A 19,388-nucleotide genomic window follows, 5' to 3' on the forward strand; every position below is an offset into this window, starting at 1 on the left:
GCGCATGGCCAAGAAAGCTCTGGTTCACAAGGCCGCGCAGAAGCCGAAGTACGCGGTGCGGGCCTACACCCGTTGCCAGCGTTGCGGTCGCCCCCGTTCGGTGTTCCGCAAGTTCGGCCTCTGCCGTGTCTGCCTGCGGGAGATGGCCCACCGCGGCGAGCTCCCCGGCGTGAACAAGTCCAGCTGGTAATTCCAACCAGGCATATCCATCCCGCCACAGGCCCGGTCCACGGGAACCATGGCGAGAAAGGTTGACAGGTCACCATGACGATGACCGACCCGATCGCAGACTTCTTGACCCGTCTGCGCAACGCCAACTCGGCGTACCACGACGAGGTCGTGCTGCCGCACTCCAAGCTGAAGGCCAACATCGCGGAGATCCTCAAGCGCGAGGGTTACATCTCGGGCTACCGCGACGAGGACGGCGAGAAGGGCAAGAACCTCGTCGTCGAGCTCAAGTACGGCCCGAACCGGGAGCGCAGCATCGCCGGTCTGCGCCGGGTTTCCAAGCCCGGCCTTCGGGTGTACGCGAAGTCGACCAACCTGCCCAAGGTGCTCGGCGGCCTCGGCGTGGCGATCATCTCCACGTCCGCGGGTCTGCTGACGGACCGTCAGGCCGGCAAGCAGAAGATGGGCGGGGAAGTCCTCGCCTACGTCTGGTAGCGGGAAGGGGAGTAGTAGATGTCTCGCATCGGTAAGCTGCCGATCCCCGTCCCGGCCAACGTGGACGTGAAGATCGACGGCCAGCAGGTCAGCGTGAAGGGGCCCAAGGGCACCCTGTCGCACACGGTCGCCGAGCCGATCGTCGTCGAGCGCGGCGAGGGTGTCCTCGAGGTCAAGCGCCCCGACGACGAGCGCCGCAACCGCGCGCTGCACGGCCTGACCCGGTCACTGGTGAACAACCTGGTCGTCGGTGTGACCGAGGGCTACGAGAAGAAGCTCGAGATCCACGGCGTCGGTTACCGCGTCCAGCTCAAGGGCTCGGACCTGGAGTTCTCGCTCGGGTTCAGCCACCCGGTCAAGGTCACGCCGCCGGAGGGCATCACCTTCGCGGTCGAGGCGCCGACCCGGTTCTCCGTGCAGGGGATCGACAAGCAGCGGGTCGGCGAGGTCGCCGCGAACATCCGCAAGCTGCGCAAGCCCGACCCGTACAAGGGCAAGGGCGTGCGGTACGCGGGCGAGAAGATCCGCCGCAAGGTCGGAAAGACGGGTAAGTGATCATGAGCGAAGCGACTGTTACCAAGCGCCGCAAGCCGCTGGGCAAGGACATCTCGACGCGTCGCCGGGTCTCCAAGGCCCGTCGCCACTTCCGGGTCCGCCGGAAGGTCGCCGGCACGACCGAGCGGCCGCGCCTGTCGATCACGAAGTCCTCGCGGCACATCGTGGCGCAGCTCGTCGACGACTCGGTGGGCAAGACCATCGCGTCGGCGTCCACCCTCGAGGCGGACGTGCGCGCGCTGGACGGCGACAAGAAGGCCCGCGCGGCCAAGGTCGGCCAGCTGGTCGCCGACCGCGCGAAGAACGCCGGTGTCACCAAGATCGTGTTCGACCGCGGTGGCAACGACTACCACGGCCGGATCGCGGCTCTCGCCGACGCGGCCCGCGAAGCCGGGCTGGAGTTCTGATGAAGTACATGCACACGGGAAGGATCGCCTGATGCCGGGACGTTCACGGCAATTCGGCGGCGGCCAGCAGGGCGGCCAGGGCGGTGACCGCGACAACCGTGGTGACCGCCGGGACCGCAGGGACCGTCGCGATGGGGGCCGTGGCGGGGCGGCCCAGGACAAGACCCCGCACCTCGAGCGCGTGGTGGCCATCAACCGGGTCGCCAAGGTCGTGAAGGGTGGTCGCCGCTTCAGCTTCACCGCGCTGGTCGTGGTGGGCGACGGCGACGGCATGGTCGGTGTCGGCTACGGCAAGGCCAAGGAGGTGCCGGCCGCGATCGCCAAGGGCGTTGAAGAGGCGAAGAAGAACTTCTTCAAGGTTCCGCGCATCGCGGGCACCATCCCGCACCCGATCCAGGGCGAGCGTGCCGCCGGTGTCGTGCTCCTGCGTCCGGCCTCCGCCGGTACCGGCGTCATCGCCGGTGGCCCGGTGCGTGCCGTGCTGGAGTGCGCCGGTGTCCACGACGTGCTGTCGAAGTCGCTCGGCAGCGACAACGCGATCAACATCGTGCACGCCACGGTGGCCGCGCTGAAGGGTCTGCAGCGTCCGGAGGAGGTGGCCGCTCGCCGCGGCCTGCCGCTCGAGGACGTGGCCCCGGCCGGCATGCTGCGGGCGCGCGCGGGGCAGGGGGCGTGAGGACATGGCTCAGCTCAAGGTGACCCAGGTCCGCAGCGTCATCGGGACCAAGCGCAACCACCGGGAGTCGCTGCGCACGCTCGGGCTGCGGAAGATCCGCCAGTCCACCGTGCGTGAGGACACCCCCGAGGTCCGCGGCCTGATCCACACCGTCCGTCACCTGGTGACGGTCGAGGAGGTCGAAGACTGATGGCTATCAAGATCCACCACCTTCGTCCCGCGCCCGGCGCGAAGACGGAGAAGCAGCGGGTCGGCCGCGGTGAGGGCGGCAAGGGCGGCAAGACCGCCGGCCGCGGCACCAAGGGCACCAAGGCACGTAAGAACGTGCCTGCCCGTTTCGAGGGTGGGCAGATGCCCATCCACATGCGGCTGCCGAAGCTGCGTGGCTTCAAGAACCGGTTCCGCACCGAGTTCCAGCCGGTGAACGTGGGCGACATCGCCACCGCGTTCCCGGAGGGCGGCACGGTGGGCGTGCTCGACCTGGTGAAGGCCGGTCTGGTGCGCAAGAACGAGCTGGTGAAGGTGCTCGGCAACGGGGACGTGTCGGTGAAGCTGGACGTCACCGCGAACGCGTTCTCGAAGTCCGCGGCCGAGAAGCTCTCGGCGGCGGGCGGCAGCGCCACCACGCTGTAGACGACGTTTCGAACGGCGGCGGCCGGCAGGGTTTCCCTGTCGGCCGCCGCCGTTTGTGCGTGGTGGTAGTGACAGTGCCCGGCTCCGGCGCGGATGATTCGGGGCATGACGATGGGGGAGCCCGGCTCGGTCCGCCCGCACCCGGCTCGGCTGGTGGCGGCGGTCCTGTGCCTGCTGGCGGTGATCACGGCCGTCACCGGACTGTTCCTGCCGCTGTTCTCGGCGGCGCAGCGCTTCGGCACCGGCGAGTTCGACTTCGTCCCACAGAGCATCGAGATCGTCTTCACGGTGTGGGGCAGCGAGGTGAGCGAACCCCAGCTGGGCAGCATGGACGTGCCGTCGAACGGTTACCCGGTCGTGTTCGCCTGCGTCGTGCTGGTCGGTGCCGCGGTCCTGTGCCGTCGTGCCGCCAACCCCGCCGCACCGGCCCGTGCCCAGCTCGTCGCGGGCGCGGTGACCGTGTTCGGCGGTGCCTTCCTCGCCTGCGCGACCTGGATGGTGGCGCTGCAGGTGAGCGTCTGGGCCGACACCTTCACCGTGGACGACGCCCCGGAGACGTTCCAGCTGAACGTGGAGATGAGCTACCTGCCCGGCCTGTGGGTCCTGCTGGCCGCGGCGGCGCTGTCTCTGGCGGCGGCGGTGCCGTCGCTGCGCTCCGTACCCGCACCGCCGCCGGAGCCGCCGCCGGACCCCGACGCACCGACACCGCCGTTCGGCATCGCGCTGGCAGGGCCGCCGCTACCGGCACCGATGCCGCCGCCGGTCGAGCCGCCACCGGAGGAACCGGCGGTACCGGAGCTGGGTCCGATCGTCATCCCGGACGCACCGCCGCCCCCGGAACGGCCGGCGGGACCTGCGGTGCCCCTGACCGACGACCCGTTGGCCGAGCCGCGCCACGACTGACGGCCTGTGTGCGTGATCGTGACGTTTCCGTGCTGTGTCCGCGCTTGCGGATGCGCGACGCTCCAGTCATGACCATGGGGGAGCCGCTGCCGGTCTATCCGGCCGCGATGTCGACGCTCGCGCAGACCACGACGGGCCCTGCGCGGTGGCACACGACCCGTGTCGTGGCCGCGTTGCTGTCGTTCTGCGCGGTGGTGCTCGTGATCGTCGGTTCGTTCCTGCCGCTGTACTCGGGCACGCTGAGCTTCGGCCCGGACGAGATCGAGGTGACCATCTCCCCGTGGAGCGCCGAGGTCGAGGGGCCGTCGGCGCCGGGTGACGTGCCGAGGATCGGCTATCCGCTGGTCTTCGCCGCGATCGTGCTGGCGTGCGCGGCGGCACTGAACTGGTACGCCGCCACCCCGGCCGCCGGTCAGGGCGTCGCCCGCGTCTCGGGCACGACGACGGTGGTCGGCGGCGCCTTCCTCATCGGCATCGTGTGGACGACCGCGCTGATGGTCGTCAACGGCGTCGACAGTGTCATCCTCCTCGGCACGCTCACCCCCGGACTGGAGACGGAAGCGACCTACCTGGTGGGTCACTGGCTGCTGATGGTGGCGGCGGCGCTGAGCCTGTGCGCGGCCGTGCTGGCCCTGGTCCCGGTGCGCAGGCCGACGTGGGCACAGGTGAACCCGGACGTCGCCACGCCGCCCTACGGCATCGCGCTGCCGCAGGTCCCCGCGCGCAACCAGCCACCGCCGCCGCCTGGCTTCGTCCAGGTCGACCCGCTGACCGGCCACCCGATGCCGCCGAGCCCACCGACCGGCGTACCGATGGCCCATCCGCCCCAGCAGCCACTCCAGTCGCAGGCAGCGCCGGAGCCGCCCCGGCCCGCGGACGAGCCCTCGGCCCCCGCGGAGGCGCCTGCCGTCGAGCCGCCAGCGCAGCCGGTCCCGTGGGCGCTTCCGGAACCGGGTGTGGATCAGCGCCGGAACGAGCCCTAGCCTCGTGTCTGAGCGCCACCTGCGCATTCGCGTGTCACGCGTGCGTGCGGGTGGTCGGCGTCGGTCGGCGCGACGCTGGGCCGAATGGCCGTGTCTCGCCGTTTAGTGGCCAGGGGGTGCAGGAGCCCTCCGGGGTCCTGTTAAAGTCGGGAGCACGCTTCGGGTGGAGTGCCTCCCGAAGCGTTACTGGCTTGCCAACACCTGGCAGCCGGGTGAGTGTGTTCCGGCCGGTAACCCCACCGGCAAAGCCGATCGCCGGCGAGAGAGCCGGCGACGCCGAGGAGGTCCTTGCGTGCTCAGCGCCTTCCGCTCGGCTCTCGCGACGCCGGATCTGCGCCGCAAGATCCTTTTCACCCTGATGATCATCGCGGTCTATCGGGTCGGCGCCATGCTGCCCTCCCCGGGTGTGTCATACCCGAACGTGCAGAAGTGCATCGCCGACGTCGACAACCAGAGCATCTACCAGCTGCTGAACCTGTTCAGCGGCGGTGCGCTCCTGCAGTTGTCGGTGTTCGCGCTCGGGATCATGCCCTACATCACGGCGAGCATCATCATCCAGCTGCTGACCGTGGTCATCCCGCGGTTCGAGCAGCTGAAGAAGGAAGGCCAGTCCGGCCAGGGCAAGCTCACCCAGTACACCCGGTACCTGACCATCGGTCTCGCGGTGCTGCAGGCCACGGGCATCATCGCCATGGCGAACCAGGGTGGCCTGTTCGGTGACTGCCAGGACCCGATCATCCCGAAGAACGGGGTGTTCGACCTGTCGATCATCATCCTCACGATGACCGCGGGCACGGCCCTGATCATGTGGTTCGGCGAGCTCATCACCGAGCGCGGTATCGGCAACGGCATGTCGCTGCTGATGTTCGTCAACATCGCGGCCCGCATCCCGGCCGAGGGCGGCAACATCCTCGAGAACGCGGGCCCGCTCGTCTTCACCATCGTGTGCCTGTTCGGCCTCGCGATCATCGTCGCCGTGGTGTTCCTCGAGCAGGGGCAGCGCCGCATCCCGGTGCAGTACGCGAAGCGCATGGTCGGCCGTCGCATGTACGGCGGGACCTCGACGTACCTGCCGATGAAGGTCAACCAGGCCGGCGTCATCCCGATCATCTTCGCGGCCTCGCTGCTCTACCTGCCGGACCTGATCACCCGGCTCACGGGCAACACCAACAACTGGTGGACGCGGTTCGTCTCCGACCACCTCGTGAAGCAGTCCGACTGGGTGCACATCACGGTCTACTTCGCGATGATCATCTTCTTCACGTACTTCTACATCTCCATCCAGTTCAACCCGCAGGAGCGGGCTGAGGACATGAAGAAGTACGGCGGCTTCATCCCGGGTATCCGCCCCGGTCGCCCGACCGCCGAGTACCTGCAGTTCGTACTGAGCAGGATCACCCTCCCCGGGTCGATCTACCTCGGCATCGTCGCTGTGCTGCCCAACTTCTTCCTGGACATCACCGGTGACGGCCAGAACCAGAACTTCCCCTTCGGTGGTACCGCTGTCTTGATCATGGTTGGCGTGGGTCTCGACACCGTCAAACAGATCGAAAGCCAGCTCATGCAACGCAACTACGAAGGGTTCCTCAAGTGACACGTCTCGTTCTCGTCGGTCCGCCAGGTGCGGGCAAGGGCACTCAGGCGACCGCGCTGAGCGAGAAGCTGGGCATTCCGCACATCTCCACCGGTGACCTGTTCCGCAAGAACATCGCCGAGGAGACCGAGTTGGGCAAGCAGGTCAAGGACATCCTCGACAGCGGTGGCCTCGTCCCGGACGAGGTCACCAACCAGATGCTGATCGAGCGGCTCGAGCAGCCCGACACGGACAACGGTTTCCTGCTGGACGGGTTCCCGCGCAACATCGGCCAGGCCGACGTGCTGGCCAAGGTCCTCGCGGACGCCGACCAGAAGCTCGACGCGGTGGTCCAGCTCGTGGTCGACGAGGACGTCGTCGTGAAGCGGCTGCTCGCCCGTGGCCGCAGCGACGACAATGAGGACGTCATCCGGCACCGGCAGCACGTGTACCGGTCGGAGACCGCGCCGCTGCTCGACTACTACCGGGACGTGCTCGTCACCGTCGACGGTGTCGGCGAGGTCGACGAGATCACCGACCGGGTGCTTGCCGCGTTGCGCGACCGGACGTGACCCGTGGCCTGTTCGGCACGCTGTTGCGGCGGCGTGACAGCATGATCGAGCTGAAGACCCCGGCTGAGCTGGAGGCCATGCGGGCCGCCGGTCTCGTGGTGGCGAAGGCGCTCTCCGCCGTCACCGCCGCGGTCCGGGCCGGCGTGAGCACCGCGGACCTGGACGACATCGCGTTCCAGATCATCCGCGACGCCGGTGCCGTCCCGTCGTTCCTCGGCTACCACGACTACCCGGCCACGATCTGCGCGTCGGTGAACCACCAGATCGTGCACGGCATCCCGTCGAAGGACCAGGTGCTCGCCGACGGCGACCTGATCTCCGTCGACTGCGGCGCCATCCTGGACGGCTGGCACGGCGACTCGGCCGTCACCATCCCGGTCGGCGAGGTACCCGCGGCGGACCTCGCCCTCTCGGACGCCACCCGCGCGGCCATGGAGGCGGGCATCGAGGCGGTCCGCCCCGACGGGCGGCTCACGGACATCTCGCACGCCATCGAGGAGTCGGTCCACCGCACCGAACGCGCGAACGGCACGACGTACGGCATCGTCCGCGAGTACGGCGGCCACGGCATCGGCCGTGCCATGCACATGGAGCCGTTCCTGCCGAACTACGGCAAGCCTGGCAAGGGCCCGCGCCTGCGGGTGGGGATGGCGATCGCGATCGAGCCCATGCTGACCCTGGGCACCGCGCAGACGGAGGAGTTGGACGACGGCTGGACCGTCGTCACCGCCGACGGCTCCCGCGCCGCTCACTGGGAACACACGGTCGCCATCACCGACGACGGCCCGTGGGTTCTGACCGCTCCCTGACCACCGTCGTGGCCTCCGGCCCCCTCGAGCCACGCTACGGCATCACACCGACACAGAGCGTCGTCATTCGCGCGGCTGTGGACAACTGCCCGACCTGTGGACAACTCAGCCTCCACCAGGGCAAACGCCCGTCCGCTGTCGGCCCCCCTCGCGTACGCTGGACACTGGGGGCCGGAGGACGCCGGTCACGCACAGCGACTGTCTGTCCTCGGGAAATCACCCCAGAGGGGTACGAGCCCGGGGCTACGATCGGCGTGCACCCCAACTTCACGTCCGTCTAACCCCCTGAATGCCGCCCCGTCGAACACACGCGTACACTGGTTCGGTGGCGCACTCGTTGCGCCGTCTCCGTCATGCGTGTGCACCAGTGGGATACACGCGCGGCGGGCTGCGTAGACCCAAAACGAAACGCGGAGGACATGGGCAAGAAGGACGGGGCCATCGAGGTCGAAGGCCGTGTGGTGGAGCCGCTCCCCAACGCGATGTTCCGTGTCGAGTTGGAGAACGGACACAAGGTCCTCGCACACATCAGCGGCAAGATGCGGCAGCACTACATCCGCATCCTGCCCGAGGACCGAGTGGTCGTGGAGCTGTCGCCCTACGACCTGTCCCGCGGCCGAATCGTCTACCGCTACAAGTAGAGCCACCGATAGAGAGACAGGGACGTGAAGGTCCAGCCGAGCGTCAAGAAGATCTGTGACAAGTGCAAGGTGATCCGCCGTCACGGGCGGGTCATGGTGATCTGCGAGAACCTGCGCCACAAGCAGCGCCAGGGCTGATCACAGCACACAACAAGAGGACCTCCCCACACCTGCCGAGCCACACGGGCTCGGTTACACCCCCGGACCAGGCCGGGGCCCGCCAGCACGGGACGGTGAGGGAGAAGACCTGGAAGAACCTTCAAGAGGAGATATGGCACGCGTTGCTGGCGTCGACCTCCCCCGCGAGAAGCGGATGGAGATCGCGCTGACCTACATCTACGGCATCGGCCGTACCCGCTCCAAGGAGCTGCTCGCCGCGACCGGCATCAGCCCGGACCTGCGCGCCAAGGACCTGTCCGACGAGGACGTCACCAAGCTCCGTGACTTCATCGAGTCGAACTTCAAGGTCGAGGGTGACCTCCGCCGCGAGGTGAACGCGGACATCCGCCGGAAGATCGAGATCGGCTGCTACGAGGGTCTCCGCTGGCGCCGCGGCCTTCCGGTGCGCGGCCAGCGCACGAAGACCAACGCTCGTACCCGCAAGGGTCCCAAGAAGACGGTCGCCGGCAAGAAGAAGGCTGGGAAGAAGTGAGCACGGTCGTATCGGTCGTCCCACAGCGGCGACGCAACCGTCAGTTCGTGGCTCTGCAGGTGGCCCCCAAGGCCCGTCCGCAGGCACTTCGCGACCTGTACCGGGACTACGGCACGGTCATCCGTCACGCGGACCGCGACTCGTCCACCGAGTCCGAGGCGTCCGCCACCACCCAGACTTCGCGTTAACAGGAGCAGCAAGCAGACATGCCACCCAAGTCCCGTCAGGGCGCCGGGGTCAAGAAGGTCCGGCGCAAGGAAAAGAAGAACGTCTCTCACGGCCACGCGCACATCAAGAGCACGTTCAACAACACGATCGTCTCCATCACCGACCCGACCGGCAACGTGATCAGCTGGGCGTCCAGCGGCCACGTCGGCTTCAAGGGCTCGCGCAAGTCCACCCCGTTCGCCGCGCAGATGGCCGCCGAGAACGCGGCCCGCAAGGCGGCCGAGCACGGCATGCGCAAGGTCGACGTCTTCGTGAAGGGCCCCGGCTCCGGCCGGGAGACCGCGATCCGCTCGCTGCAGGCAGCGGGCCTCGAGGTCGGCACCATCCAGGACGTCACGCCGCAGCCGCACAACGGGTGCCGCCCGCCCAAGCGGCGCCGGGTCTAAGGGGGGACTGAGAAACCATGGCTCGTTACACCGGACCTGTTACCCGCAAGTCCCGCCGCTTCAAGGTCGACCTGGTCGGTGGCGACCGCTCGTTCGAGCGTCGTCCGTACCCGCCGGGTCAGCACGGCCGCGGCCGCATCAAGGAGAGCGAGTACCTGCTCCAGCTGCAGGAGAAGCAGAAGGCTCGCTACACCTACGGCGTGCTGGAGCGCCAGTTCCGCCGCTACTACGAGCAGGCCGCGCGCACCAAGGGCAAGACCGGTGAGGCGCTGCTGCAGCTGCTCGAGTCGCGCCTGGACAACGTGGTGTACCGCGCGGGTCTCGCCCGCACGCGCCGCCAGGCCCGCCAGCTCGTCTCGCACGGCCACTTCATCGTGAACGGCAAGAAGGTCAACGTCCCGAGCTTCCAGGTGTCGAAGTTCGACATCATCGACGTGAAGCCGAAGTCGATGAACACGCTGCCGTTCGTCGCCGCCAAGGAGTCCTTCGGCGACCGGCCGATCCCGGGCTGGCTGCAGGTCGTGCAGTCCAACCTGCGGATCCTCGTGCACCAGCTGCCGGAGCGCGCCCAGATCGACGTGCCCGTGCAGGAGCAGCTGATCGTCGAGTTCTACTCGAAGTGATCTTGACCTGGGAGGCGGCGCCCTGCCGCCTCCCAGGCACATCTCCGGTGGGCGTCAAATAGCGGTCGCCCCTGAGGTAAAGGAAACAAGAAAGTGCTGATTTCGCAGCGGCCCTCGCTCAGCGAGGAGCCGGTCAACGAGACGCGCTCCCGGTTCACCATCGAACCGCTGGAGCCGGGCTTCGGCTACACGCTCGGCAACTCGCTTCGCCGGACGTTGCTGTCGTCGATCCCGGGCGCGTCCGTCACGAGCATCCGCATCGACGGTGTGCTGCACGAGTTCACCACCGTGCCGGGCGTGAAGGAAGACGTCACCGACATCATCCTCAACCTCAAAGAGCTGGTCGTCAGCTCCGAGGAGGACGAGCCGGTCACGATGTACCTGCGCAAGCAGGGCCCGGGTGAGGTGACCGCGGGGGACATCGTCCCGCCGGCCGGTGTCACCGTGCACAACCCCGACCTCCACATCGCCACGCTGAACGGCAAGGGCAAGCTGGAGATCGAGCTGGTCGTCGAGCGTGGCCGCGGCTACGTGCCCGCGGTGCAGAACAAGCAGGCAGGCGCCGAGATCGGCCGGATCCCGGTCGACTCGATCTACTCGCCGGTGCTGCGGGTCACCTACAAGGTCGAGGCGACGCGTGTCGAGCAGCGCACCGACTTCGACCGGCTGATCCTGGACGTCGAGACGAAGCCGTCGATCACCCCGCGGGACGCCGTCGCGTCGGCCGGCAAGACGCTGGTCGAGCTGTTCGGTCTCGCCCGCGAGCTGAACGTGGACGCCGAGGGGATCGAGATCGGTCCGTCGCCGCAGGAGGCGGACACCATCGCCGCCTACGCGATGCCGATCGAGGACCTCGACCTCACCGTGCGTTCGTACAACTGCCTCAAGCGCGAGGGCATCCACACCGTGGGTGAGCTCGTCTCGCGCAGCGAGGCCGATCTGCTGGACATCCGCAACTTCGGTGCGAAGTCGATCGACGAGGTCAAGATGAAGCTCGTCGGCCTCGGTCTCGCGCTGAAGGACAGCCCGCCCGGGTTCGACCCGACCACCGCCGCCTCCGACTACGCGAGCGAAGGCTGGTCGTCGGCGGACAGCGGGGTTGCGGACAGCAGCCACGACGATGGCCAGGACTACGCGGAGACGGAGCAGTTGTAATGCCCACGCCAACCAAGGGCGCCCGCCTGGGCGGCTCGCCGGCCCACGAGCGGCTGATGCTGGCAAACCTCGCCACATCGCTGTTCCAGCACGGCCGGATCACCACCACCCAGGCCAAGGCCCGCAAGCTGCGGCCCTACGCGGAGCGCCTGATCACCAAGGCGAAGCGGGGTGACCTCCACAACCGCCGGATGATCATGCGGGTCATCCGCGACAAGGAGGTCGTGCACCGCCTCGTCACGGAGATCGGCCCGTTCTTCGCCGACCGCAACGGCGGTTACACCCGCATCCTGAAGACGATCCCCCGCAAGGGCGACAACGCCCCGATGGCGATCATCGAGCTGGTGCAGGAGAAGACCGTCACCGCCGAGGCCGAGGCCGCGCGCAAGACGAAGTTCGCCAAGGACGAGAAGGCCGCCGCTCCCGCCGAGGAGACGAAGGCCGACGAGACCGAGGCCGTGACCGAGACCCCGGCGGAGGACGTCGAGGTCGAGGAGAGCGCGTCCGACGACGAGCACCCCTACGGCGCGGGCAGCCGTGCCGCGCTGGAGGACGGCTCGCAGCCCGAGGGCTTCCCGATCAAGGGCAACGCCAACTCGATGCTGTACCACGAGCCGGGCACCACGCACTACGACCGGACCGTCGCCGAGGTGTGGTTCGCCACCGCCGAGGACGCCGAGTCGGCCGGCTTCAGCAAGCCGGCGGCGCAGCAGCAGGACGACGAGTCCTGACCGGTTCCACCACGAACGAGCCCGTCGCCCGCCAGGGTGGCGGGCTCGTCCGGTTCCTGCTCGGCATCGCCTACGACGGCACGGACTTCTCCGGCTGGGCCCGCCAGCCGGGTCGTCGCACGGTGTGCGCGGTCGTCGAGGACACGTTGTCGATGATCCTGCGGCACGACGTCCGCCTGACGGTCGCGGGCCGTACCGACGCGGGCGTGCACGCGTCCGGTCAGGTGGCGCACACCGACCTGCCGTTCGCGCCGGAGCTGAACCGCCTGGCGCGCGCGCTGCCCGCGGACGTGCGCGTGCACTCGCTGTCGGAGGCCCCACGCGGCTTCGACGCGCGGTTCTCGGCGGTCCGCAGGCACTACGCCTACCGCCTGTGCGACGTCCAGTGGGCGGCGGACCCGTTGCGCCGCCACGACACCGTGACGTGGCCGCGGCGGCTGGACGTGGACGCCATGAACGAGGCGTCGGCGTTCCTCCTCGGCCTCAACGACTTCGTGGCGTTCTGCCGCCGGCGTGAGGGCGCCACGACGATCCGCGACCTGCAGCGCCTGTCGTGGCGGCGTGACGGGGACGTGGTGACGGCGTTCGTGTCGGCGGACGCGTTCTGCCACTCGATGGTGCGCAGCCTGGTCGGCGCGCTGCTCGCCGTGGGGGAGGGCCGTAAACCGGTGGAATGGCCCGCGTCGCTGCTGACCGCGCGGACCCGCCCGAGCACGATCACGGTCGCCCCGGCGCACGGCCTCACGCTGACCGGCGTCGACTACCCGCCCCCGGACCAGTTGGCCGCGCGCGCGGAACAAACCCGGGCCGTGCGCGAGCATCCCTGACCTGCGCGCGCCACAGTGGACGTACAGTGGCGCGGTGGAGCGTGACGACTGGCGCGCACGGATGGCGCTGAAGGGTGGCCCGATCTCGCACGCGATCGCCCGTGCGGGGTGGTTCGTGTTCGCGATGCTGGGTGCCCTGGCGATGGTCGGCGTCGCGGTGCTGTACGCGGCGAACCCGGGCGAGCGGGCCGCGGACAACAGCGTGGCCGCCAACTTCGTCGGTGGTCTGATCGTGATGGCGCCCATCGGTGCGGTCGTCGGGGCGCTGATCGGGCTGCCCGCCCAGTTCGCCGCCCGGACGTGGCTGCGCAACCCGACCGAGGCCGAGCGCCGTGCGGCACGCGCGGCGCAGCCGCGGCTCCCGTCACACGGCCTGCGTGCGTCCGGGCGGTGGGCGCGTTCCTACGAGATCTGCGAACGGTCGGTCGCCGCGTACCACGAGGTCGTCGCCACTCTCTCGCACGGCGCGGGCCGCGACTGGCTGGCCGGGATCGGCGGGACACTGGACGAGGAACTGGCCGAGTCACTGCGGCTGGCGCGGCTCGGGGAGAGCCTGGAGCCGGACGACGGCGAGCTGGACGGGACCGCGCTGCGGGTGCTCGACCGGCTGCGGGACGCGGAGAGGTCGTTCGCCGAGACCACGGAACGGGCCGCGGCGATCGCCCTGGAGCTGCGTGACGAGTCGGACTTCGTGCGGGTGCGTGCGCAGCTTGACATGCTGGCCGAGCAGACACCGCACCTGCGCGCCTCCGACCAGCTGTGACTGTGACGCCGGCCTCCGGCCCCCTCGAACCACGCTACGGCATGCCACCGACAGTTCCGCCACGTTGAGGGCGGGTTGTCCACAGCGGCTGTCGAGCCATCCCGGTCTGTCGCCCCTGCCCGGTACGCTGGAAATCGGGGGCCGGAGGCGTGAACTGCTCTCAGCTCGCCGTCCACTGGCGGAGTTTCTCGGGGTTGCGCACCACCCAGATGTGCGTGATCTTCCCGGCCGCGACCTCGAACGCGAACACGGTGACCGTCACACCGTCCTGCTGCGCCACCAGGCCGGGCTGACCGTTGACCGTGCGCTCCAGGAACGTCATGGCGCCCGCCCGGTGGCTGATCTCGATCCAGGCCCGCGCGATCGCCTCGGCACCGTCGATCGGGTGCAGGAAGCTGACGGCGAGCCCACCGCTGTCCGCGATCGCCGTGGCGTTCGGGTCGAGCAGGCCGATGAGGGCCTCGATGTCCCTGGCTTCCCACGCCTGCTTGAAGTCCCGGACGAGGGCGGCGCGCTGGGCCGCCGGGACCGCGGGCGGCTGCGCGGCGCGGACACGGCGGCGGGCCGACGATGCCAGCTGGCGGCAGGCCCCCGGCGTGCGGCCGACGATCGCGGCCACCTCGGCGAAGGAGTACCGGAAGACGTCGTGCAGGACGAACGCGACGCGTTCGGCCGGGGTCATCGCCTCGAGCACGACCAGGAAGGCCAGGCTGACCGACTCGTCCAGGGTGACCCGGTCGGCCGGGTCGGCGCCGTACGGCCGGTTCGCCGGTTCCGGCAGCGGCTCGGGGATCCATTCGCCGACGTAACTCTCCCGCCGCACCCGGGCCGACCGGAGCACGTTGAGGCAGATGCGGCCGGCGACCGTCGTGAGCCAGGCGCCGGGGGACGCGATGGCGTCCTGCTCCCGGCCGGACATGGCGTACCAGCGGGCGTAGGTCTCCTGGACGGCGTCCTCGGCCTCGGCCAGTGAGCCCAGCAGCCGGTACGCCAGGTTGATCAGGTGACGCCGTTCGCCCATGACCGCGCTCGGGCCTGGTGCGGACTGGCTGCTCATGACGGCTCCCCTCGGTCACATCTTCCCGCACCGGTTCCGACACCACAGCCCACCGGGATGTGAGGCCGCACATCCCGGGGAGCTGTGGTGTCGAACCTCCGAGGCACCGAGACCAGGAGGCGACATGACCGCACCACCGTTCACCGACCCGGCACCCGCACAGCGTCTGGCGCGGGCGGCCGCCGCGCTGACGGCGAACGGGTTCACCGTCGAGATCCTCGACGACAGCGCGGCGGCACGTGCCCGCGTCGACGAGCTGATCCCCGACGGCGCCACCGTGCTCACCGCGGCCAGTGAGACCCTCCGCCTGTCCGGCATCGACGACGACATCAACACCAGCGGGCGGTACCAGGCCGTCAAGCCACGCACCCTGGCCATGGACCGCGTCGCCCAGGCGGACGAGATCCGTCGGTTGCGCGCCAGCCCCGACGTGGTCGTCGGCAGCGTCAACGCGGTCACCGAAACCGGCTCCCTCGTGGCCGCCTCGGGCAGTGGCGCCCAGCTGCCCAGCTACTCCGGCGGCGCCGCCCGCGCGATCTGGGTCGCAGGCGCGCAGAAGGTGGTACCCGACCTGAACAGTGCGCTGCGCCGGGTCGAGGGCCACTGCCTTCCCCTGGAGAACGCCCGCGCCACGGCGGTCTACGGCATGCCCAGCGCCGTCAACCGCCTGCTCGTTCTCAACGCGGAGCCCTTCCCCGGGCGCAGCACCGTCCTGCTGCTGCGCGAGGCCATCGGGTTCTGAACGTGGAACGGCGCTCCCCACCGGAAAGGCGGGGAGCGCCGCGAACAACTGCCGGATCAGACGTCCAGGGTCCAACCCGTCAGTGCGCCTGTGTCAGCGCCGTACATGTCCTGCACGCGCAGCGTCCAGGTGTCGCCCGCCGTCGACGCCGACGCGTCCACCGTGAACGTCTCGTCCACGTTGTCGGCGCCGTCGAAGCCGTCCGCGTCCTTCAGGCGGTGGACGGTGCCGTCCGGGGCCACCAGCTCGACGACCAGGTCACCGCGGTAGGTGTGGGTGATCTGGACGTCGACCGACGTCGTGGCCGAGGCGTTGCCCTCGCAGCCCGCGATCTCGATGGCGCTGGTCACCGCCGGGCCCGCGTCCGGGATGGCGACGCGCGTCGTGTTGGCGACCGCGTCACAGCCCGTCGGCGGCTCGGGGTCCGTGCCGCCGGTGCCGGTGTGCAGCAGAACGTTCGGCGAGCCCGCGCCCGGGTCGCTGATCTTGTCGGTGCCGCCGGCCGCGACCAGGGCGTCCCGCACGGCCGCCGGGGCGGCGTCCGGGTTGGCGGCGAGGTACAGCGCGGCCGCACCGGCCACGTGCGGGGTCGCCATCGACGTGCCGCTGATCGTGTTGGTGCCGCCGTCGAGCCACGCGGACGTGATGTCCTGGCCGGGCGCGTAGAGGTCGGTGCAGGTGCCGTAGTTGGAGAACGAGGCACGGGCGTCCGCGTCGGTGGACGCGTTGACCGTGATCGCCTCCGGCACGCGGGCCGGGGAGAAGCCGCACGCGTCGGCGTTGGAGTTGCCGGACGCGATCGCGTACGTGACACCGGCCGCGATGGACCGCTGCACGGCCTCGTCCAGCGCGGTGTCGGCGCCGCCGCCGAGGCTCATGTTCGCGACGGCCGGCTTGGCCGCGTTCTCGGTCACCCAGTCGATGCCCGCGACGACCTGCGCGGTGGTGCCGGAGCCGTTGCAGTCCAGCACCCGCACCGCGACCAGCGACACCTCCTTGGCCACACCGTGGGCGGTGCCGCCGACGGTGCCACCGACGTGCGTGCCGTGGCCGTTGCAGTCCTCGGCGTCACCGCCGTCGACCGCGTCGAAGCCGGACGTCGCGCGGCCACCGAAGTCGGGGTGGTCGAGGTCCATACCGGTGTCGATGATGTACGCGTGCACGTTCGACGCGGTCGTCGAGTACGAGTACTTGTCGTCCAGCGGCAGGTCGGCCTGGTCGATCCGGTCCAGGCCCCACGACGGCGGGTTCGCCTGGTCCTCGGTGATCCGCACGGTCTGGTTCTGCTGCACGAACGCCACGTCCGGGTCCGCGGCCAGGGCCCGCGCCCGCTCCTCGCTGATCGAGGCGGCGAACCCGTTCAGCGCCTCGTACAGGTGCGTGACCTGCCCGCCGAGCGACGCGGCGGCGTCCGCCGCCTCGCCCGTCGCGCCGTCCTTGTACACCACGATGTAGCTGCCGTCGACCGCGGTGGCCGAGTCGGCACCGAGGATCGTGACCCCGGGTTCGGCGGATGCCGGTGTGGTCGCCCCGACGGCGAGCCCGACGGCCGCCGCTGCCGCGGCACCGCCCGCCACCAGCCGCCTCAACGAGGCGGCATGAGACCTACTCATGTGTGTTTCTCCTTGTTGCAGGGCACGCGCGTCCTCAGCCCTCGATGAGGTCCACGCGCGTGTTCAAGGTCAACATTCGCCGGGAATGATCACTCGAACAAGAAACGCAAGTAGGTACTTGTGAACAGTTGACCGGATCCTGGGAACAGGTTCGGCCGAACGGTCCCGGAAGTTGCCCCGGGTGCCGCGTCCCGGGCTCAGTCGCCGCGCCGGACCGGGCCCAGGATCTGCTGTTCCTTCGTGTTGGTGATCAGCCGCATGCGCTTCCACAGCATGTGGCCGAGCGCGACCACCTCGTCGTCGCCGAGGGTGGTCAGCTCGTGCACCATCGGGGGCGGCAGCCGCCACACGCGGGCCGCGAGCTGGGCCTGGCCGACCGGCAGCCGTTGCAGCAGCACCAGGTCGGCCGCGTTCGCGGTCGCCCCGGCCTGCGGGTGCATGTACGGCAGCACGTACACCGTGGTCTGCCACGCCGCCCTCGGCGGGAACAGCTCCTGCGGCGTCGGGCCACCGTCGTGCACCACGAGCAGCGGGCCGTCCTCCGACGGGCGGGGCAGCTCGACGGGGGACAGGCGGCGGATCTGCACGAGCGGTGCGGGCCGCCCGTCCGGGCCGGTGCCCGCGGCCTTCTGCAGCACCTGCCACGACGCGGGCCGCCCGGTCGCGACCACCACCCACGCGCCGACGGCCATCGCGCGCAACGCGACCTGCCGCGCCAGGTACAGCCCGCCCACCAGCACGAGCCTCGTCGGCGCCGGCCGCAGCGCGGAGATCGTCATCGGCTCGCCCTGCAGCGACGCGCCGAGCATCATGCCGCCCCGGTCACCGGTCGGGCTGATCGCGTCGAGCATGGTGGGCGACATCAGGAACTCCTGCGTCAGCCCGTTGCCGGTCTGGATGTCGAGGAGCCTCGACGACTCACTCATGCCCGGCCTCCCATCGGCAGCGTCGCGGCGAGCCCGGCCACCTGCAGCCCGCGCAGCGGGGTCAGGGTGATGCCGAGCCGGTCGGAGATCGCGGAGAGCCGCTCGTCGGCGTACTCCAGCTCACCCGGGGTGCGGGCGCTGACGCGCACCAGCCCGCGCACTCCGACCTGGTTGTCCTCGGCGCCCGGCGCGATCGACACCGCCACCGTCGACGACAGCGCACGCACGCCGGTCAACGCGTTGAGGCTGGTGGCGGGCTTGCCGCGGGACCAGCCCGTGATCGCGTAGCTCGCGTGGCCGATGCCTGCGACGGTGACGCCGGTCCAGCGCTCGGTGAGGCGGGCCCTCGGCGTCTGCGGCGGTTGCTGCGGTGCGTTCGGGTTCTGCGGCGGCACGTGCAGCGCCCCGGTCAGCTCAGCGGACGAGATACCGGCCTTGAGCAGCTCGTCCGGGTCGAGCGGACGCGTCGGCACGCCCCGGGACTCGAGCGCGTTGCGCACGCGGGACAGCGCACCGATCAGCGCGCGGTGCGCGCCGAGCACGCCGCCGCCACGCTCGCGGACCGCAGCCGGGCAGCGCCGGGGGTCGAGCCGCACCGCGACCCACGTGGTGCGGCGCGCGGCCGCGGGCAGCGGACCGAGCAGCTCCATGTAGGACGCCAGAGCGGGGGAGTTCGACGGCAGCGCGGCGCTGCCGGGGTAGCAGTGCCAGATGACCTGGATGGCGTCGAGCACCACACCGCGGTCCTCGAGGCACGGCGCGAGCGCGCCCAGCGGCAGGTTCGGCGCGCCGCCGAGCTGTGTGACCAGGCCGGGGGCCGGGTCGACGAGCAGGACCGCGGTCCACGTGCCGTCGTGCCACGCGAGGCCCAGCGGCCTGCGCTCGTGGTCGGTGCCGTGCGCGACGACCAGGTCGGGCACGGCGAGCCGCAGCAGCGCGACCCGCGGGTCGTCCGGGCCGGTCACCGGGGTGACGTCGGAGTCCGCGATGCCCTCGATGCTGACGGGCTTGGTCGGCTTGGACAGCCGCGCGTGCGAGCGGAACGCGTAGCGCGCGGTCAGCCCGATCCACTGCGTGAACCAGCGGCCCCGCCACCGGATGGCGGCGACCAGCAGGCCGACGACCGCGATGCCGATGGCGACGTAGACGAGGTCGATGTCGATCGCGAGCAGCACCAGCCCGATCGCGACCGCCATCTCGAGCACGACCAGGTTGGTGACGGGCAGCGCGCCGAGGCTCGCGCCGCGCGTGCGCCGCCGCGCGGACATCG

At 70.1% G+C, this 19,388-nt stretch carries 26 protein-coding genes and 1 pseudogene; 23 read left to right on the forward strand and 4 right to left on the reverse strand.

Going from position 1 to position 19,388, the window contains the following annotated elements; genetic code table 11:
• The first annotated feature begins 4 nt into the window (after positions 1 to 4).
• The 22 genes and pseudogenes from ACIBVP_RS29120 (at position 5) to ACIBVP_RS29225 (ending at position 13,780) form a co-directional block, all read left to right on the forward strand.
• Positions 5 to 190: a type Z 30S ribosomal protein S14 gene (locus ACIBVP_RS29120; protein ID WP_396109536.1), complete on the forward strand. Its 186-nt coding sequence runs from the start codon at positions 5 to 7 to the stop codon at positions 188 to 190.
• Positions 191 to 264: 74 nt separating this feature from the next.
• Positions 265 to 663, forward strand: coding sequence for a 30S ribosomal protein S8 (rpsH, locus tag ACIBVP_RS29125; RefSeq protein ID WP_396109537.1), 399 nt, complete (start codon positions 265 to 267; stop codon positions 661 to 663).
• Between the two features lie 18 nt (positions 664 to 681).
• A complete protein-coding gene (rplF, locus tag ACIBVP_RS29130; RefSeq protein WP_396109538.1) occupies positions 682 to 1,218 on the forward strand; it encodes a 50S ribosomal protein L6 in 537 nt (178 codons plus the stop codon).
• Positions 1,219 to 1,220: 2 nt separating this feature from the next.
• On the forward strand, positions 1,221 to 1,625 hold the full coding sequence (rplR, locus tag ACIBVP_RS29135) for a 50S ribosomal protein L18 (RefSeq protein ID WP_396109539.1): 405 nt from the start codon (positions 1,221 to 1,223) through the stop codon (positions 1,623 to 1,625).
• A gap of 31 nt (positions 1,626 to 1,656) precedes the next feature.
• Positions 1,657 to 2,301 carry a 30S ribosomal protein S5 gene (rpsE, locus tag ACIBVP_RS29140; protein WP_396109540.1) on the forward strand — a complete coding sequence of 215 codons (645 nt, stop codon included), beginning with the start codon at positions 1,657 to 1,659 and terminating at the stop codon, positions 2,299 to 2,301.
• Between the two features lie 4 nt (positions 2,302 to 2,305).
• A complete protein-coding gene (rpmD, locus tag ACIBVP_RS29145) occupies positions 2,306 to 2,491 on the forward strand; it encodes a 50S ribosomal protein L30 (protein ID WP_133906305.1) in 186 nt (61 codons plus the stop codon).
• Positions 2,488 to 2,934 (forward strand): 50S ribosomal protein L15, encoded by a 447-nt coding sequence (gene rplO / locus ACIBVP_RS29150; RefSeq protein WP_396109670.1) that lies wholly within the window; start codon positions 2,488 to 2,490, stop codon positions 2,932 to 2,934. The genes rpmD and rplO overlap by 4 nt, the downstream gene beginning before the upstream one ends.
• Before the next feature lie 105 nt (positions 2,935 to 3,039).
• Positions 3,040 to 3,837, forward strand: a complete 798-nt coding sequence (locus ACIBVP_RS29155) for a hypothetical protein (protein WP_396109541.1) — start codon at positions 3,040 to 3,042, stop codon at positions 3,835 to 3,837.
• Positions 3,838 to 3,905: 68 nt separating this feature from the next.
• Positions 3,906 to 4,820: a hypothetical protein gene (locus tag ACIBVP_RS29160; RefSeq protein ID WP_396109542.1), complete on the forward strand. Its 915-nt coding sequence runs from the start codon at positions 3,906 to 3,908 to the stop codon at positions 4,818 to 4,820.
• A gap of 292 nt (positions 4,821 to 5,112) precedes the next feature.
• Complete coding sequence (gene secY / locus ACIBVP_RS29165) at positions 5,113 to 6,414, forward strand: preprotein translocase subunit SecY (RefSeq protein WP_396109543.1); 1,302 nt, start codon at positions 5,113 to 5,115, stop codon at positions 6,412 to 6,414.
• Positions 6,411 to 6,965 carry an adenylate kinase gene (locus ACIBVP_RS29170; RefSeq protein ID WP_396109544.1) on the forward strand — a complete coding sequence of 185 codons (555 nt, stop codon included), beginning with the start codon at positions 6,411 to 6,413 and terminating at the stop codon, positions 6,963 to 6,965. Before secY ends, ACIBVP_RS29170 begins: the two co-directional genes overlap by 4 nt.
• A gap of 41 nt (positions 6,966 to 7,006) precedes the next feature.
• A complete protein-coding gene (gene map / locus ACIBVP_RS29175) occupies positions 7,007 to 7,774 on the forward strand; it encodes a type I methionyl aminopeptidase (protein ID WP_396109671.1) in 768 nt (255 codons plus the stop codon).
• A gap of 419 nt (positions 7,775 to 8,193) precedes the next feature.
• Positions 8,194 to 8,415: a translation initiation factor IF-1 gene (gene infA / locus ACIBVP_RS29180; RefSeq protein ID WP_005166804.1), complete on the forward strand. Its 222-nt coding sequence runs from the start codon at positions 8,194 to 8,196 to the stop codon at positions 8,413 to 8,415.
• 24 nt (positions 8,416 to 8,439) lie between these two features.
• Positions 8,440 to 8,553 (forward strand): 50S ribosomal protein L36, encoded by a 114-nt coding sequence (gene rpmJ / locus ACIBVP_RS29185; RefSeq protein WP_010148647.1) that lies wholly within the window; start codon positions 8,440 to 8,442, stop codon positions 8,551 to 8,553.
• A gap of 133 nt (positions 8,554 to 8,686) precedes the next feature.
• The gene (gene rpsM, locus ACIBVP_RS29190) at positions 8,687 to 9,067 is read left to right on the forward strand and encodes a 30S ribosomal protein S13 (RefSeq protein ID WP_396109545.1); all 381 of its coding nucleotides are present in this window, start codon (positions 8,687 to 8,689) and stop codon (positions 9,065 to 9,067) included.
• A gap of 47 nt (positions 9,068 to 9,114) precedes the next feature.
• Positions 9,115 to 9,255 (forward strand): hypothetical protein, encoded by a 141-nt coding sequence (locus ACIBVP_RS29195; RefSeq protein ID WP_396109546.1) that lies wholly within the window; start codon positions 9,115 to 9,117, stop codon positions 9,253 to 9,255.
• A gap of 18 nt (positions 9,256 to 9,273) precedes the next feature.
• Positions 9,274 to 9,681 carry a 30S ribosomal protein S11 gene (rpsK, locus tag ACIBVP_RS29200; protein WP_260195172.1) on the forward strand — a complete coding sequence of 136 codons (408 nt, stop codon included), beginning with the start codon at positions 9,274 to 9,276 and terminating at the stop codon, positions 9,679 to 9,681.
• 17 nt (positions 9,682 to 9,698) lie between these two features.
• Positions 9,699 to 10,304, forward strand: coding sequence for a 30S ribosomal protein S4 (gene rpsD, locus ACIBVP_RS29205; protein ID WP_396109547.1), 606 nt, complete (start codon positions 9,699 to 9,701; stop codon positions 10,302 to 10,304).
• Between the two features lie 93 nt (positions 10,305 to 10,397).
• Positions 10,398 to 11,459 (forward strand): DNA-directed RNA polymerase subunit alpha, encoded by a 1,062-nt coding sequence (locus ACIBVP_RS29210; protein ID WP_396109548.1) that lies wholly within the window; start codon positions 10,398 to 10,400, stop codon positions 11,457 to 11,459.
• Positions 11,459 to 11,968 (forward strand): annotated as a pseudogene (gene rplQ / locus ACIBVP_RS29215) (50S ribosomal protein L17); the annotation flags it as partial. The gene ACIBVP_RS29210 and the pseudogene rplQ, both read left to right, overlap by 1 nt.
• Positions 11,969 to 12,246: 278 nt before the next feature.
• Positions 12,247 to 13,017, forward strand: a complete 771-nt coding sequence (truA, locus tag ACIBVP_RS29220; RefSeq protein WP_396109672.1) for a tRNA pseudouridine(38-40) synthase TruA — start codon at positions 12,247 to 12,249, stop codon at positions 13,015 to 13,017.
• Between the two features lie 34 nt (positions 13,018 to 13,051).
• On the forward strand, positions 13,052 to 13,780 hold the full coding sequence (locus tag ACIBVP_RS29225; RefSeq protein ID WP_396109549.1) for a hypothetical protein: 729 nt from the start codon (positions 13,052 to 13,054) through the stop codon (positions 13,778 to 13,780).
• 160 nt (positions 13,781 to 13,940) lie between these two features.
• Here the strand turns inward: ACIBVP_RS29225 and sigJ are convergent, their stop codons facing one another.
• Positions 13,941 to 14,837 carry an RNA polymerase sigma factor SigJ gene (gene sigJ / locus ACIBVP_RS29230; protein ID WP_396109550.1) on the reverse strand — a complete coding sequence of 299 codons (897 nt, stop codon included), beginning with the start codon at positions 14,835 to 14,837 and terminating at the stop codon, positions 13,941 to 13,943.
• 124 nt (positions 14,838 to 14,961) lie between these two features.
• Here sigJ and ACIBVP_RS29235 point away from each other — a divergent pair, with 124 nt between their 5' ends.
• Positions 14,962 to 15,579: an LUD domain-containing protein gene (locus ACIBVP_RS29235; RefSeq protein WP_396109551.1), complete on the forward strand. Its 618-nt coding sequence runs from the start codon at positions 14,962 to 14,964 to the stop codon at positions 15,577 to 15,579.
• Positions 15,580 to 15,635: 56 nt separating this feature from the next.
• Here the strand turns inward: ACIBVP_RS29235 and ACIBVP_RS29240 are convergent, their stop codons facing one another.
• The 3 genes from ACIBVP_RS29240 to eccE all read right to left on the reverse strand — a co-directional run bounded on the left by ACIBVP_RS29240 (position 15,636) and on the right by eccE (position 19,386).
• Positions 15,636 to 17,192, reverse strand: a complete 1,557-nt coding sequence (locus tag ACIBVP_RS29240; protein ID WP_396109552.1) for a S8 family serine peptidase — start codon at positions 17,190 to 17,192, stop codon at positions 15,636 to 15,638.
• Positions 17,193 to 17,389: 197 nt separating this feature from the next.
• Positions 17,390 to 18,118, reverse strand: a complete 729-nt coding sequence (locus ACIBVP_RS29245) for a hypothetical protein (protein WP_396109553.1) — start codon at positions 18,116 to 18,118, stop codon at positions 17,390 to 17,392.
• Positions 18,115 to 19,386: a type VII secretion protein EccE gene (gene eccE / locus ACIBVP_RS29250; RefSeq protein ID WP_396109554.1), complete on the reverse strand. Its 1,272-nt coding sequence runs from the start codon at positions 19,384 to 19,386 to the stop codon at positions 18,115 to 18,117. Before eccE ends, ACIBVP_RS29245 begins: the two co-directional genes overlap by 4 nt.
• Between the last annotated feature and the right edge of the window lie 2 nt (positions 19,387 to 19,388).

This window comes from Actinophytocola sp. NPDC049390 (genome assembly GCF_044466355.1).
Classification (GTDB): Bacteria; Actinomycetota; Actinomycetes; order Mycobacteriales; family Pseudonocardiaceae; genus Actinophytocola.